Origin of the sequence: Neisseria cinerea (genome assembly GCF_900475315.1) — a bacterium.
GTDB classification, from domain to species: Bacteria; Pseudomonadota; Gammaproteobacteria; order Burkholderiales; family Neisseriaceae; genus Neisseria; species Neisseria cinerea.
In genome coordinates, this window is the sequence record NZ_LS483369.1 from 1,583,607 (window position 1) to 1,598,444 (window position 14,838).

15 protein-coding genes and 1 tRNA gene are annotated in these 14,838 nt (G+C 51.3%); 6 read left to right on the plus strand and 10 right to left on the minus strand.

Annotated elements, in window-relative coordinates; genetic code table 11:
• Positions 1–29: 29 nt before the first annotated feature.
• On the minus strand, positions 30–998 hold the full coding sequence (gene waaC, locus DQM57_RS08195) for a lipopolysaccharide heptosyltransferase I (protein WP_111727486.1): 969 nt from the start codon (positions 996–998) through the stop codon (positions 30–32).
• A gap of 36 nt (positions 999–1,034) precedes the next feature.
• Positions 1,035–1,670 carry a nicotinamidase gene (locus tag DQM57_RS08200; protein WP_111727487.1) on the minus strand — a complete coding sequence of 212 codons (636 nt, stop codon included), beginning with the start codon at positions 1,668–1,670 and terminating at the stop codon, positions 1,035–1,037.
• A gap of 114 nt (positions 1,671–1,784) precedes the next feature.
• Here DQM57_RS08200 and tsaA point away from each other — a divergent pair, with 114 nt between their 5' ends.
• On the plus strand, positions 1,785–2,459 hold the full coding sequence (gene tsaA, locus DQM57_RS08205) for a tRNA (N6-threonylcarbamoyladenosine(37)-N6)-methyltransferase TrmO (protein ID WP_111727488.1): 675 nt from the start codon (positions 1,785–1,787) through the stop codon (positions 2,457–2,459).
• 607 nt (positions 2,460–3,066) lie between these two features.
• On the plus strand, positions 3,067–5,664 hold the full coding sequence (gene mutS / locus DQM57_RS08210) for a DNA mismatch repair protein MutS (RefSeq protein ID WP_111727734.1): 2,598 nt from the start codon (positions 3,067–3,069) through the stop codon (positions 5,662–5,664).
• A 93-nt stretch (positions 5,665–5,757) separates the two neighbouring features.
• Here the strand turns inward: mutS and DQM57_RS08215 are convergent, their stop codons facing one another.
• The 5 genes from DQM57_RS08215 to arsC all read right to left on the minus strand — a co-directional run bounded on the left by DQM57_RS08215 (position 5,758) and on the right by arsC (position 9,212).
• Complete coding sequence (locus DQM57_RS08215; RefSeq protein ID WP_111727489.1) at positions 5,758–6,276, minus strand: GNAT family N-acetyltransferase; 519 nt, start codon at positions 6,274–6,276, stop codon at positions 5,758–5,760.
• Positions 6,277–6,279: 3 nt separating this feature from the next.
• The gene (locus tag DQM57_RS08220) at positions 6,280–6,675 is read right to left on the minus strand and encodes a coiled-coil domain-containing protein (RefSeq protein WP_108044161.1); all 396 of its coding nucleotides are present in this window, start codon (positions 6,673–6,675) and stop codon (positions 6,280–6,282) included.
• A 20-nt stretch (positions 6,676–6,695) separates the two neighbouring features.
• Positions 6,696–8,090, minus strand: coding sequence for a glutamate--tRNA ligase (gltX, locus tag DQM57_RS08225; protein WP_111727490.1), 1,395 nt, complete (start codon positions 8,088–8,090; stop codon positions 6,696–6,698).
• 115 nt (positions 8,091–8,205) lie between these two features.
• Positions 8,206–8,862, minus strand: coding sequence for a YdcF family protein (locus tag DQM57_RS08230; protein ID WP_107860337.1), 657 nt, complete (start codon positions 8,860–8,862; stop codon positions 8,206–8,208).
• Positions 8,859–9,212, minus strand: a complete 354-nt coding sequence (arsC, locus tag DQM57_RS08235) for an arsenate reductase (glutaredoxin) (RefSeq protein WP_107860336.1) — start codon at positions 9,210–9,212, stop codon at positions 8,859–8,861. The genes DQM57_RS08230 and arsC overlap by 4 nt, the downstream gene beginning before the upstream one ends.
• A gap of 132 nt (positions 9,213–9,344) precedes the next feature.
• Here arsC and DQM57_RS08240 point away from each other — a divergent pair, with 132 nt between their 5' ends.
• The 4 genes from DQM57_RS08240 to DQM57_RS08255 all read left to right on the plus strand — a co-directional run bounded on the left by DQM57_RS08240 (position 9,345) and on the right by DQM57_RS08255 (position 11,927).
• Positions 9,345–9,827 carry a TlpA disulfide reductase family protein gene (locus tag DQM57_RS08240; RefSeq protein ID WP_107860335.1) on the plus strand — a complete coding sequence of 161 codons (483 nt, stop codon included), beginning with the start codon at positions 9,345–9,347 and terminating at the stop codon, positions 9,825–9,827.
• 199 nt (positions 9,828–10,026) lie between these two features.
• Positions 10,027–10,677 (plus strand): cell division ATP-binding protein FtsE, encoded by a 651-nt coding sequence (gene ftsE, locus DQM57_RS08245; RefSeq protein WP_111727491.1) that lies wholly within the window; start codon positions 10,027–10,029, stop codon positions 10,675–10,677.
• A complete protein-coding gene (ftsX, locus tag DQM57_RS08250) occupies positions 10,674–11,591 on the plus strand; it encodes a permease-like cell division protein FtsX (protein WP_111727492.1) in 918 nt (305 codons plus the stop codon). Before ftsE ends, ftsX begins: the two co-directional genes overlap by 4 nt.
• Before the next feature lie 87 nt (positions 11,592–11,678).
• Positions 11,679–11,927, plus strand: a complete 249-nt coding sequence (locus tag DQM57_RS08255; protein ID WP_002218280.1) for a BolA family protein — start codon at positions 11,679–11,681, stop codon at positions 11,925–11,927.
• 64 nt (positions 11,928–11,991) lie between these two features.
• Here DQM57_RS08255 and DQM57_RS08260 read toward each other — a convergent pair whose 3' ends face one another.
• The 3 genes from DQM57_RS08260 to DQM57_RS08270 form a co-directional block, all read right to left on the minus strand.
• On the minus strand, positions 11,992–13,170 hold the full coding sequence (locus DQM57_RS08260; RefSeq protein WP_039854426.1) for a phosphoglycerate kinase: 1,179 nt from the start codon (positions 13,168–13,170) through the stop codon (positions 11,992–11,994).
• Positions 13,171–13,254: 84 nt separating this feature from the next.
• Complete coding sequence (gene murA, locus DQM57_RS08265; RefSeq protein ID WP_039854428.1) at positions 13,255–14,508, minus strand: UDP-N-acetylglucosamine 1-carboxyvinyltransferase; 1,254 nt, start codon at positions 14,506–14,508, stop codon at positions 13,255–13,257.
• Between the two features lie 196 nt (positions 14,509–14,704).
• Positions 14,705–14,780: transfer RNA gene (locus tag DQM57_RS08270), tRNA-Lys, on the minus strand.
• Between the last annotated feature and the right edge of the window lie 58 nt (positions 14,781–14,838).

Below are 14,838 nucleotides of genomic sequence, written 5' to 3' on the forward strand. Positions count from 1 at the left end.
CAGGCGCTATATCAGCTTCAGACGACCTTTTAGCCTTTGTCTGCTGCGACACAATCCATCAGCGTTTCATAAACCAAATCTGCAGTCGGAATTTGCCCGATATTGCCCAAATTTTTTGCAACAGTCGAAACTTGAACGCCTGTTTTAATCGGATCGGTATCTGTATAAATACCGACCACAGGTTTTTCCAAAGCATTTGCCAAATGCAGCAAACCGGTATCCACGCCGACAATTCCGACCGCGTGTTTCAGCAGATACGCCGCCTGCAATAAATTCATTTTGTTGCACACGATGGCAAATGGCAGTCCGTCTGCAATCTGTTCGGCACGCGTTTTTTCAGTTTCATTCCCCCATGGCAGATAAACATTGCATTGTTGTTCTTCATTCAGCTTTTGCAGAAACGCCCGCCAGTTTTCCACAGGCCATAACTTACTGTCCCGACTGGTCGCATGCAAAGCCGCATAATACGGCTGCTCCAAATTTTTCAGACGACCTGCTTCAGGAACGATCAAGCCGAATACCTGCGTTTCCGGCATTACATACCCAAATACTTGGGCGAACAGCTCACGATTGCGCCAAACAGCATTTTTCCCCTTAGGTACAGCGTATGTTTTCGCATACGCCAACGCAGCCAACCCCTCGCGCGCGCTGTGTTTATCCAAACCATAAATAGGGGATTTTGCCATTTTAGCGAAACACGAGCTTTTAATCAGACCTTGACTGTCCAATACAAAATCAAATGTTTCCTGCCGCAAGGCCTGTTTCAGACGACCTATTTCCTGCCAAGTTTCTGCCTGAAAGAGATGTTTGCGCCATTGCCGCCATTTCATCACATGGATTTTTTTCACAAACGGATGCAGGCGCGCAATATCCGCAAATCCGGCTTCACACAGCCAATGGAGTTCCACATCAGGGCATTGTCGCGCCAAATCTTCGATTGCGGGCAAAGTGTGAATTAAATCGCCCATACTAGACAAGCGGACAAGCAAAATTTTCATATTTAGGAAGGGTGTTTCACGTGAAACAATTTTAACTTATTGATTATTAATATATTTTTTAATTTCTTCAGCGTTTTTTAAGATCATTACACCGGCAGAACGCATTTCCTGCCATGCCGTTTCAATGGTATCCGGCGCAATGCCCCGACAAGCCGCTTCATTAACGATAACCTGCCAATTGCCGCCTTTAAGCAACTGCAAAACCGTTGTTTTCACACAATAATCCGTAGCCAAACCGCCGACAATGACCGTATCCGTATTTTGACAACGCAGCCATTCAATCAATCCAGTGCTCAGTTTTTCCTCGATATCGTGAAAACACGCGCCGTAAGGATGCAATTCAGGATCAACGCCTTTCCAAACGCAATAATCGTATTCTTTGGCAGAAGGCAGTCCGTCCAACAATTCATATCCGCGTGTACCGACCATTGCATGAGCCACCCAAGTTAAATCCGCATCGGGCAAACCTGTCGGCTTCAACATATCAACAGGGTTATCCACAAGCCATTTCGCTGCCGCATGATGCGCATCTTTCGTCATCACGCGCAAATCCGCCAAAGCGGCTTGGGCATTCAACTCTTCTACAATCAAATGCCCCTCATTCACAGGAAGCTCTTTAGGACACAAAGGCGTAAAAGTTTTTTGTGCATCGACATCAATGGAAACAATCATCTCATCATTTCAACGCAATTAAAATGCCCTGTATTATAACAAATTACTGCCCAAAAGCGGTAAAACCGACTGTGATAAGATAACGTTTTTCCGAAAAACTTATCCACAACTCTCATGACTTACACCATCACCCCCATCGCCACCGCCCGCTCGCCCTACAAACAGAAATTCGGCGTCGCCCGTCAGCCCGGCTTGGTTCCCGCCGCAGAAGTTTGCATCGAGCTAAATCCCGAATTTACCGCAGACAGCGTACGCGGATTGGAACACTTCGATTATGTGTGGATAAGTTTTATCTTTCACGGCGTACTGGATGAAGGCTGGGCACAAATGGTGCGCCCGCCACGGCTCGGCGGCAAACAAAAAATGGGCGTCTTCGCCACGCGCAGCCCCCACCGCCCCAATCACCTCGGACTGTCACTCTTAAAGCTCGAACGCATCGAAACCGGCAAACCCGTCCACCTCCATTGCAGCGGCGCAGACCTACTCGATGGCACGCCGATTATCGACATCAAGCCCTACATCCCCTTTGTCGAATCCAAACCCGACGCATTATCTGGCTTCGTCAGCGGCAAACCCGAAGAGCTTGAAGTTGTATGGTTGGAAAACATCGGCGCGGAAAATTTATCTGAAAGCACCCAAAACCTCATCAGCCAAAGCATTGCTCAAGACCCGCGCCCCGCCTATCAGAATATTCCCGAACGGATTTACGTCATGAATATTGAGGATTATGAAGTCAGGTTTCAGATAGAGGGAAACCACGCGACGGTTATTGAGATAAGCGTTGTTTAAATTTAGTTATTTTATTATTTGATTCTATTAAAAAACATGCCGTCTGAAAATTTCAGACGGCATGTTTTCTTTACCCATTCCGAATGTAGGATAAATATTCAAAAACAAGGACGATTTTTCAGATGTAAGACATTTCATTATCGTACAGCTACAGTTTTCAGTAATTTCAACTTTTCAATCAATGTAAATGTTGATGAAAACACAACTAAAACAGCAGCTAATAATTAAGGTTTTGTGATATTTGCAGATTGAGTTTCGCATTTCTAATCAGTTTTATTCAAATTTGCTGATTTTTTGTTTAAATAACTTCTAAAACAAATTTAAATTTTTTTATGATGATTTTGATGATTACTGTCAGAAGCGGGTATAAGTCATAAATCTTCAAAATTTTCATAATCTTCTAAAAAAATAATATTGGGTTTAACACCTACCGTCCCGATAGAATATAAGTGGATAAAATTTATATAATTTCTTTTTTTGTGGATAAACTTAATATTTCCCTCTTTATTTCCACAAATTTATCAACAAAATTTCTGTTATTCACATGCCGTCTGAAGCATCTCCTTTTGCTACAATAATGCTGTTTTCAAAATTTATAAGCCTCATTATGTCCAAGCCCACCGTTTCCCCTATGATGCAGCAGTATCTCGCCATCAAATCGCAGCACGCCGACAAGCTGGTGTTTTACCGCATGGGCGATTTTTACGAGCTGTTTTTGGATGACGCGGTGGAAGCGGCGAAGCTGTTGGACATCACTCTGACCACGCGCGGGCAGATGGAAGGCGTGCCGATTAAGATGGCAGGCGTACCGTTTCACGCGGCGGAGCAGTATCTGGCTCGACTGGTGAAGATGGGCAAAAGCGTGGCGGTGTGCGAGCAGGTGGGCGAAGTCGGCGCGGGCAAAGGGCCGGTGGAACGCAAAGTCGTGCGCATCGTTACGCCCGGCACGCTGACCGACGCGGCGTTTCTGGAAGACAAGGAAACCAACCGCATCGCGGCAGTGAACTCGGATAAAAAACACATCGCCATCGCGTGGGCATCTTTGCAAAGCGGCGAATTCAAAACCAAGCTGACAACGGCGGACAAACTCGCCGACGAGCTGGCGCGTTTGCAGGCGGCGGAAATCCTGTTGCCCGAAGGCAAAAGCCTGCCTGATGGTTTTCAGGCAACATCTGCCAACATTACGCGCCTGAACTCATGGCAGTTTGCTGCCGACGCAGGCACGAAATTATTGACCGAATACTTCGGCTGCCAAGACCTGCACGGCTTCGGTTTGGACGGCAAGGAACACGAAGCCGCCGTCGGCGCGGCGGGCGCGCTGTTGAACTACATCCGCCTGACGCAAAACCTGATGCCGCAACACCTCGACGGCATTTCGCTCGAAACCGACAGCCAATATATCGGCATGGACGCCGCCACGCGCCGCAATCTCGAAATCACGCAAACCCTCTCCGGCAAAAAATCGCCGACCCTGTTTTCCATACTCGACGGCTGCGCCACCCACATGGGCAGCCGCCTCTTGGCACTTTGGCTGCATCACCCCTTACGCAGCCGCGCCCACATCCGCGCCCGCCAAGAAGCCGTTGCCGCGCTGGGTTCGCAATACGAAACCCTGCAAGGCCGTCTGAAAAACATCGCGGACATCGAACGCATCGCCGCCCGCATCGCCGTCGGCAACTCCCGCCCGCGCGACCTCGCCGCCCTGCGCGACAGCCTGTTTGCCCTATACGAAATCGAATTGTCCACTGAGGGCAGCAGCCTGTTGGAAACCCTCAAAGCCGTTTTCCCCGAAACCCTGCCCGTCGCCGAAACCCTCAAAGCCGCCGTGATGCCCGAGCCTGCCGTCTGGCTCAAAGACGGCGGCGTTATCAACCAAGGCTATTCGGCAGAACTCGACGAGTTGCGCCACATCCAAAACCACGGCGACGAATTCCTGCTCGACCTCGAAGCGCGCGAACGCGAACGCACCGGCCTCTCCACCCTCAAAGTCGAGTTCAACCGCATCCACGGCTTCTACATCGAGCTATCCAAAGTTCAAGCCGAACAAGCTCCCGCCGACTACCAACGCCGCCAGACCTTGAAAAACGCCGAACGCTTCATCACCCCCGAACTCAAAATCTTCGAAGACAAAGTCCTGACCGCGCAAGAGCAGGCGTTGGCATTGGAAAAACGCCTGTTTGAAGCCCTGCTGAAAGAAGTTCAGACGGCCTTGCCGCAGCTTCAAAAAGCAGCCAAAGCCACCGCAGCCCTCGACGTACTTTCTACGTTTGCTGCGATTGCGGCCGAACGCGGCTTCGTCTGTCCCGAGTTCGCCGACTACCCCGTCATCCATATCGAAAACGGCCGCCATCCCGTCGTCGAGCAACAAGTGCGCCACTTCACCGCCAACCACACCCGCCTCGACCACAAACACCGCCTCATGCTTTTAACCGGCCCAAACATGGGCGGCAAATCCACCTATATGCGCCAAGTTGCCCACATCGTCCTCATGGCGCACACCGGCAGCTTCGTCCCCGCCGATGCTGCCCAAATCGGCCCCATCGACCAAATCTTCACCCGCATCGGCGCTTCCGACGACCTCGCCTCCAACCGCTCCACCTTCATGGTCGAAATGAGCGAAACCGCCTACATACTCCACCACGCCACCGACCAATCCCTCGTCCTCATGGACGAAGTCGGACGCGGCACCTCCACCTTCGACGGCCTCGCCCTCGCGCACGCCATCGCCGAACACCTGCTGCAAAAAAACAAATCCTTCAGCCTCTTCGCCACCCACTATTTCGAACTGACCAAACTGCCCGAAGCCCACGCAACGGCAGTCAACATGCACCTCTCTGCACTCGAACAAGGACAAGACATCGTCTTCCTCCACCACATCAAACCCGGCCCCGCCAGCAAAAGCTACGGTATTGCCGTCGCCAAACTCGCCGGCCTACCCAACCGCGCCCTCAAAGCCGCCCAAAAACATCTGAGCGAACTCGAAGCCCAAGCTGCCAACGCACAACCGCAGCTCGATATTTTCAACCTCATACCATCCGAACAAGATGAATCAGACGGCAACCGACCGTCAGAAAAATATGAGGACGCAGCCCCCGAAGGGGTTTTGACGAAAGCTCTAAACCTCCTCAATCCCGACAGCCTGACCCCATTGGAAGCCCTATCCGAACTGTACCGTTTAAAGGAGTTATCCCGACAGTCATCCTAAAATTTGTTTTGACAGGCTTTGTCTCCTTTTACCCGATTCAAAGCACATAAAAAATGCCGTCTGAACCTTTCAGACGGCATTTGACAACTTTTCCTATATCTTCTCCACATCCAACATCATAAGCGTTACCCATTCCCCATTGTAAAAATGCCGTCTGACGGCTATCCAGCCGAATGACCGATAAAAGGCTTGCGCATCAGGCGTGTAAAGATACAACTGCCGTATACCTAACGAGCGCGCAGCCTCTATGCAATGCGCAACCAAGTATCTGCCCACACCTTTTCCACGGTGCTCGGAAAGCACAAAGACATCGCCCAACCAATATTCATATTGCGGGAACGTAGTAATATCATGCCGTTTGAGCGCCGCCGAACCCAGCAGTACATGAGAATGACCGATAGCGGCAAAAGCCAGTGGCAAATTATCGTCCCTCAAGCACTCGTGATAATAGCTGCGGATTTTATCCACAGAAGACCAAGGGGCAAAATCATGCCATTCTTCAAACAAAGCCTGAGCCAGATTGTCAATATGCCGCACCTCTAAACGCACAATGGAAACAACATCATTCTTGCTCAGGCCACCGTATTTTCTTTCCTCAAAATCAGAATGCATCGGTTAATTTCCCGCCGCTTTCGTCCCTCCTGCACCATAAACCGCATTCCAAGCATTGTCCAAGCGCAGTCCCGCCTGTCTCAACTCTTCCTCCTGCCGCGCTTTCATCGCCATCGCATTGGGAATTTCCGCTTCCAAACGGGTAATATCCGCCTGTGCCGCCTGCAACCGTCTGCGCGCATCTTCCAAATCCGACTGCATCCCGATAATTTTTCCATCAAGATTGTTTTGTTTTTGCAATAAGGCGCGGTAACCGGATTGGATACTAAGTAAATTGTCTTCAGCATCCCCTGCCCATACACTGGTAGAAAAAACAACCATCAGAAAATAAAATATTTTTTTCATTTTTAACTTCCGTTTAAATGCCGTCTGAAGCCGTATTCCGACATCAGACGGCATCGCCCACACCTGTGGATAACTTAAGCGCGGATACGTTTCAACACTTCTTCTTTGCCGATTAATGCCAACACGGCATCGACGCTTGGGGTTTTCGCCGTACCGCATACAGCGAGGCGCAGGGGCATGCCGAGTTTGCCCATTTTGATGCCTTCTTCGTCGCAGAAGGGTTTGAACAGGTCGTGGATGGCTTCGGCGTTCCAGTCTTCCAGCCCTTCGAGGCGTTCGGCGAAGCGCAGCATACGGGCGGCGGCTTCGTCGTCCCAGTGTTTCTGCACGTCCGCTTCGGCCGGCGTTTGTTTAACGTAGAAGTAGAGGCACTCGTCGGCAAGCGTGTTCAGGTCTTGGGCGCGGTCTTTGACCAATGCCAACACGTCCTCCAAAGCAGGCTTGCTTGTTTCGTGGATATCGCGCAGGGCGAGGCGCGGTTTCACCATTTCGGCAAGTTTTTCGTTGGCGGTAATTTTGATGTGTTCGCCGTTGATCCAGTAGAGCTTTTTCAAGTCCATACGGCTTGGAGACGGGGAAACATCTTTCAAATCAAACCATTCGATGAATTGTTCCATCGTAAAGAACTCGTCGTCGCCGTGTGCCCAGCCCAAACGCGCCAGATAGTTGAGCATGGCTTCGGGCAGGATACCCATCGCGCCGAAATCGGTAATGGCAACGGTATCGCCGCTGCGTTTGGAGATTTTTTTGCCTTGTTCGTTAAGAATCATGGGCAGGTGGCCGTATTCGGGCAGGTTTGCGCCGATGGCTTTTAAGATGTTGATTTGTTTCGGGGTGTTGTTCACATGGTCATCACCGCGGATAACGTGGGTAACGCCCATGTCGTAGTCGTCCACGACGACGCAGAAGTTGTAGGTCGGCGTGCCGTCGGCGCGGGCGATAATCAGATCATCGAGTGCTTCGTTGGGAATGGAGATTTCGCCTTTGACCAAGTCCGTCCACTGGGTAACGCCGTCCAAAGGCGTTTTGAAGCGGACGACGGGTTGCACATCGGCAGGGATTTCGGGCAGGGTTTTGCCCTCTTCGGGACGCCAGCGGCGGTCGTAAGTCGCCGTGCCTTCTTTTTCGGCTTTCTCGCGCATGGCTTCCAGCTCTTCTTTGCTGCAATAGCAGTAGTAGGCATGGCCTTTTTCTAAAAGTTCGGCGATGACTTCTTTATAGCGGTCGAAACGGCGGGTTTGGTACACGACGTTGTCGGCGTTGTCGTAGTTCAGGCCGACCCATTTCATGCCGTCGAGGATGACGTTGACGGATTCGGCGGTGGAACGCGCCAAGTCGGTGTCTTCAATACGCAATAGGAACTCGCCTTTGTGATGGCGGGCAAACGCCCATGAAAACAAGGCGGTGCGCACGCCGCCGATGTGCAGGTAGCCGGTGGGGCTGGGGGCGAAACGGGTTTTGACGGTCATGATGGCTCCAGAATCTTTTAAAACGCCTTATTTTACTGTTTTTACCGTGCTTAAGCATTAAAAATGCCGTCTGAAGCTTACTTGCGGATAAGTTTCAGACGGCATTCCGTTGTTTTCAACCAAACAGCCAATTAAAAAAACGCCTCCCCCATTTTTCCAAACGGTAAAGGGTGAGGGCATATCCTTCATGAAGGATAAAATTTTTCTTTCCGCTCGCGGTATCAAAACGTGTCGTCGGCGTGGCGGAAACATAAACCCGAACCCCTAAATCCCCGGCCATTTCCGCAGCACGGGCCAAGTGATAGGGATCGCTGACGATTACTACGCTGGAAATACCGTTGGCCTGTAAAATCGGACGGATGTTGTTCAGATTTTCATAGGTATTGCGCGACGTGTTTTCAAATAAGATATTGTGCGCCGGAACACCTTGCTTGAGCGCATACCGCCGCCCGACTTCGGCCTCCGTCATGTAACCCTTTTTACTTCTGCCGCCGGTAAAAATAATTTTACCGACCCTGTGCCCCTGATAAAGCGCGATGGCATGGTTGATGCGTTCCCGAAAAACAGGGGACGGGCGTTTGTCCCATGCAGCAGCTCCCAAAACCAATGCGGCATCCGCACGGGTACCTGCGGGTAAAACCCCTTCATTCAGCCGATACACCGTCCAAACGGATGAGGCAAACAACGAGGCAAACAAAAAAAACCAAAAGCAAAAACCGCCAAGCAGGTAATAGCGCAACCCTTCACGGCTGCGAAACAGCCGTTTTTTCACAATATTGCTTCAATATTTTCCAAAGGCCTTCCGATGGCAGCCTTACCGTTCGCCAAAACAATCGGGCGTTCCAGTAAAGCGGGGTGTTCGACAATCGCCTGCAGCAGCGCATCGTTATCCAAATCCGGATTATCCAAACCCAAATCCCGATACAAATCATCCTTGACGCGCATCATGCCCCGAACCGAATCCAAACCCAATTTGTTAAAAATATCCCGTAATGCAGGCAAATCAGGCGGGTTATCCAAATACCCGACCACATCGGCCGATATCCCGCGTTCCTCCAAAAGGGATAAGGCGGCTCGTGACTTACTGCAACGTGGATTGTGGAAAATTTTAATTTCAGACATGGTATTTCCTTATTTGTCGGCAACAGCCTCATTATCGGCTTCTGTAGAATTTTACTCAATATCCTCCTTCAAACCATAGACAGCCGCACCAAACGGTTTACAATACCCCAATCCATATACGGAGGACAAAAAATGAAACACTTACCGCTTGCCGCAATCGCACTTGCCGGCGTACTGGTTTCCCATACTGCATCGGCAGACGAGCTTGCCGACTGGAAAGACAATGCCGCACAAACCCTGCAATCACTCAAAGCCCCTGTCCGCATAGTCAATCTTTGGGCAACCTGGTGCGGCCCGTGCCGCAAAGAGATGCCGGTTATGTCCAAATGGTACAAAGCCCAGAAAAAAGGCAGCGTCGATATGGTCGGTATCGCGCTTGATACATCCGACAATATCGGAAACTTCCTCAAGCAGACCCCGGTCAGCTACCCGATTTGGCGCTATACCGGAGCAAGCAGCCGAAACTTTATGAAATCCCACGGAAACAATATCGGTGTATTGCCCTTTACCGTCGTCGAAGCCCCGAAATGCGGATACAAGCAGACCATTACCGGGGAAGTAAACGAAAAAAGCCTGACGGAAGCTGTCAAACTAGCCTATTCAAAATGCCGTTAAATCTCTTATGCCGTCTGAAATGACTTCAGACGGCATTTTTCCCTCCCAGCCTTCGGTATCCGCCAAACTTATCCACTATCTAAAAACAAACGGAATCTTTATAATCTCCGTTACTTACTTATTGTTCAGACAGCATACCGCTCCCCCCCCATTTTCAGGCAAATAACCTGATACGGTATGCCCCTCTATAGGAACTCTCATGATCCGTTTCGAACAAGTTTCCAAAACCTATCCCGGCGGTTTTGAAGCCCTGAAAAATGTCAGCTTCCAAATCAACAAAGGCGAGATGATTTTTATTGCAGGACACTCCGGTTCAGGCAAATCCACCGTCCTCAAGCTAATTTCGGGCATTACCAAACCAAGCAGGGGCAAAGTCCACTTCAACAAACAAGACCTCGGCACACTGACCGACAACCAAATCGGCTTTATGCGCCAACATATCGGCATCGTGTTCCAAGACCACAAAATCCTCTACGACCGCAACGTCCTGCAAAACGTCATCCTCCCGCTGCGGATTATCGGTTATCAACCGCGCAAAGCCGAAGAACGCGCCCGCATCGCTATTGAAAAAGTCGGCTTAAAAGGGCGAGAATTGGACGATCCCGTAACCCTCTCGGGCGGTGAACAACAACGCCTGTGCATTGCCCGCGCCGTCGTTCACCAGCCCAGCCTGCTGATTGCCGACGAACCCTCGGCCAACCTCGACCGCGCCTACGCGCTCGACATCATGGAATTGTTCAAAACCTTCCACGAAGCAGGAACCACCGTCATTGTTGCCGCCCATGACGAAACCCTTATGGCGGACTACGGACACCGCATCCTGCGCCTCTCGAAAGGACGTCTCGCATGAGCATCATTCACTACGTCTCGCTGCACGTCGAATCCGCACGCACCGCACTCAAACAACTCATGCGCCAACCTGTCGGCACGATACTGACCCTCCTGATGCTCGCCGTCGCCATGACGCTGCCGCTATTTATGTATTTGGGCATCCAAAGCGGACAAAGCGTTTTAGGCAAACTCAACGAGTCGCCGCAAATCACAATCTATATGGAAACCGCTGCCGCACAAAGCGACAGCGAGACCGTGCGCAGCCTGCTGACGCGCGACAAACGGCTCGACAACATCCGCTTTATCAGCAAAGAAGACGGTCTGGAAGAATTACAGTCCAATCTCGACCAAAATCTAATTTCCATGCTTGACAGCAACCCCCTGCCGGATGTCTTTATCGTTACCCCCGACCCGGCAACTACTCCCGACCAAATGCAGGCAATCTACCGGGACATTACCAAACTGCCTATGGTCGAATCCGCCAACATGGATACAGAATGGGTACAGACACTGTACCAAATCAACGAATTCATCCGTAAAATTTTATGGTTTCTTTCACTGACGCTGGGGATGGCGTTCGTCCTTGTCGCACACAACACCATCCGCCTGCAAATCCTCAGCCGCAAAGAAGAAATCGAAATCACCAAGCTGCTCGGTGCGCCTGCATCGTTTATCCGCCGCCCATTCCTTTATCAAGCCATGTGGCAGAGCATTCTTTCCGCCGCCGTCAGTCTGGGGCTTTGCGGCTGGCTGCTCTCCGCCGTGCGCCCGTTGGTCGATGCCATCTTCAAACCCTATGGGCTTAATATCGGCTGGCGTTTCTTCTACCCGGGAGAAATCGCGCTGGTGTTCGGCTTCGTCGTCGCACTGGGGATATTGGGGGCGTGGCTTGCCACCACCCAACACCTGCTCGGTTTTAAAGCCAGAAAATAATCCCGATAAAATGCCGTCTGAAGCCGTTTTCAGACGGCATTTCAATTTGCCAGTATAATGGCGCATTTTTCCAACAAGGAACCTACCATGCTGACCCCGGAACAAGTAAAAGCCATGATTGAAGGCGTGGCAAAATGCGAACATATCGAAGTAGAAGGCGACGGACACCATTTTTTCGCCGTCATCGTTTCATCAGAATTTGAAGGCAAAGCACGCCTTGCACGCCACCGCCTGATTAAAGACGGGCTTAAAGCCCAACTGGAAAGCAACGAACTGCACGCACTTTCCATTTCGGTAGCCGCCACACCGGCAGAATGGAATGCCAAAGCACAATAACCGCCATACAAAATGCCGTCTGAAACAAATTGTTTTCAGACGGCATTTTTTTATATCAAACCGTTTACTCGCCGCGTTTTTCCAAAGCGGCTACGGCTGGCAGCTCTTTACCTTCCAAGAACTCAAGGAACGCGCCGCCGCCGGTGGAGATGTAGCCGATTTGGTTGGTAACACCGAACTTGGCAATCGCCGCCAGCGTGTCGCCGCCGCCCGCAATCGAGAACGCTTTACTTTGGGCGATGGCTTCGGCAAGGGCTTTCGTGCCGCCTGCGAACTGGTCAAACTCGAACACACCGACCGGACCGTTCCACACCACCGTGCCGGCGGCTTTGAGCAACTCGGCAAGCGCGGCGGCGGATTTCGGACCGATGTCCAAAATCATGTCGTCTTCGGCAACGTCGGCAATGTCTTTAACGACCGCTTCGGCATCGGCGGCAAAGGCTTTGGCAACGACGACATCAGTCGGCAGCGGTACGGAGCCGCCTTTGGCCGCCATTTTCGCCATGATTTTTTTGGATTCTTCCACCAAATCATGTTCCGCCAAAGATTTGCCGATGGCTTTGCCTTCCGCCAACAGGAAAGTGTTGGCGATGCCACCGCCGACGATGAGTTGGTCGACTTTGTCCGCCAGCGATTCAAGGATGGTCAGTTTGGTGGACACTTTGCTGCCGGCGACAATCGCCACCATCGGGCGCGCAGGCTCTTTCAGGGCTTTGCCCAAAGCGTCGAGTTCGCCCGCCATCAATACGCCGGCGCAGGCAACGGGCGCGGCTTGGGCAACGGCTTCGGTCGAGGCTTGGGCGCGATGGGCGGTGCCGAACGCGTCATTGACGAACACGTCGCACAAGGCGGCGTAGGCTTTGCCCAGCTCCAAATCGTTTTTCTTCTCGCCTTTGTTGATGCGCACGTTTTGCAGCATGACGACATCGCCAGCGTTCAGGGTAGGTTTGTTTTCACGCCAGTCGTTCAATACTTTTACGTCTTTGCCCAACAGGCCGCCCAAATGCGCGGCAACGGGCGCGACATCGTCTTCGGGATGGAATTCGCCTTCGGTCGGGCGGCCCAAGTGGGTCATCACAATAACGGACGCACCGTTGTCCAAGCAGTATTTGATGGATGCGAGCGAGGCGCGGATACGGGTGTCGTCGCTGATTTTGCCGTCTTTGAACGGCACGTTCATATCGGCGCGGATGAGGACGGTTTTACCTTGCACGTCTTGTTCGGTCAATTTTAAAAATGCCATCATAAGTCCTTTTTTCCAAATAGGTTTTATTGTAGGGGAACGAATCATGCCGTCTGAATTGTTTCAGACGGCATGACGAAACATTTATCCGGAGATGCGTTCGATTGTCGCACCGACTTTACCGAGCTTTTTCTCAATATTTTCATAACCGCGATCCAAGTGGTAAATCTGTTCGACCACAGTTTCCCCCCGTGCAACCAAACCGGCGATAACAAGGCTGGCGGAAGCGCGCAAGTCCGTCGCCTTGACGACCGCACCGGAAAGCTGCTCCACCCCTTGGACAAATGCCGTATTGCCCTCGGTCGTTATTTTTGCCCCCATCCGGTTTAACTCCGGAACATGCATAAAGCGGTTTTCAAAAATTGTCTCTACCACACGGCAGCTCCCCTCAGACACGGCATTCAACGCCATGAACTGCGCCTGCATATCGGTAGGAAAGCCGGGATGGACGACCGTACGGATGTCCACCGCCTTCGGACGTTGACGCATATCGATGGCAATCCAATCGTCTCCGACTTCGATTAACGCCCCGGCCTCGACCAATTTATCCAAAACCACTTCCATGGTTTTCGGTGCGGCATTTCGCAAAACCACCTTGCCGCCGGTCATTGCCACCGCACACAGGAACGTACCCGCTTCAATCCGGTCGGGAACAACGCTGTGTTCGCAGCCGTGCAACTCATCCACTCCTTCCACAATCATGGTTGAGGTTCCTATACCGCTGATTTTCGCACCCATTTTGACCAGGCATTCCGCCAAATCAACCACCTCAGGCTCGATGGCGCAATTTTCCAAAACCGTCGTACCCTCGGCCAGAGTAGCCGCCATCAGCAGGTTTTCCGTACCGCCGACCGTTACCACATCCATTGCCACACGCGTGCCTTTAAGCTTACCCTTGGCTTTGACGTAACCGTGTTCGATAACAATCTCAGCACCCATCGCTTCCAAGCCTTTCAAATGCTGGTCGACAGGGCGGGAACCGATGGCACAACCGCCCGGCAGACTGACTTGCGCCTCACCGAAACGCGCCAGCGTAGGGCCGAGTACCAAAATTGAGGCGCGCATGGTTCTGACCAATTCGTAAGGGGCACAGGTATTGTTTACCGTACCTCCGTTGATTTCAAATTCGCTGATATTGTCGGTCAGAACGCGTGCGCCCATCCCTTGAAGCAGTTTTTGCGTGGTTTTGACATCAGCCAGCATGGGGACGTTTTTCAGGCGGAGCGTACCTGATGTCAGCAAGCCGGCACACATCAGCGGTAAAGCTGCATTTTTTGCACCGGAAACTGTAATTTCGCCGTTGAGCGGCCCGTTTGCGGAAATTTTCAGTTTATCCACGTTTGTTCTTCCATGATAATCTCGGGAGGTATCTCCCTGAATAAGGTATATTTTCCGAATGGCAGAATTATAAAGGATTTTTACCGCCGATACGTTGTACTGAAAAGAATTTGGTGAAATACCGGCTATTTTTAGCATTACATTAAAAAAACAAATAAAAAAGCCGAGCTTTAAAGCTCGGCTTTTTTATTTTATCTGGTGGGTCGTGAGCGATTCGAACGCTCGACCAACGGATTAAAAGTCCGCTGCTCTACCGACTGAGCTAACGACCCAGTAAGTTTTGAATTTTATATATCAGCTTAGTTGTTGTCAACCCCTCTCAGGAATTCA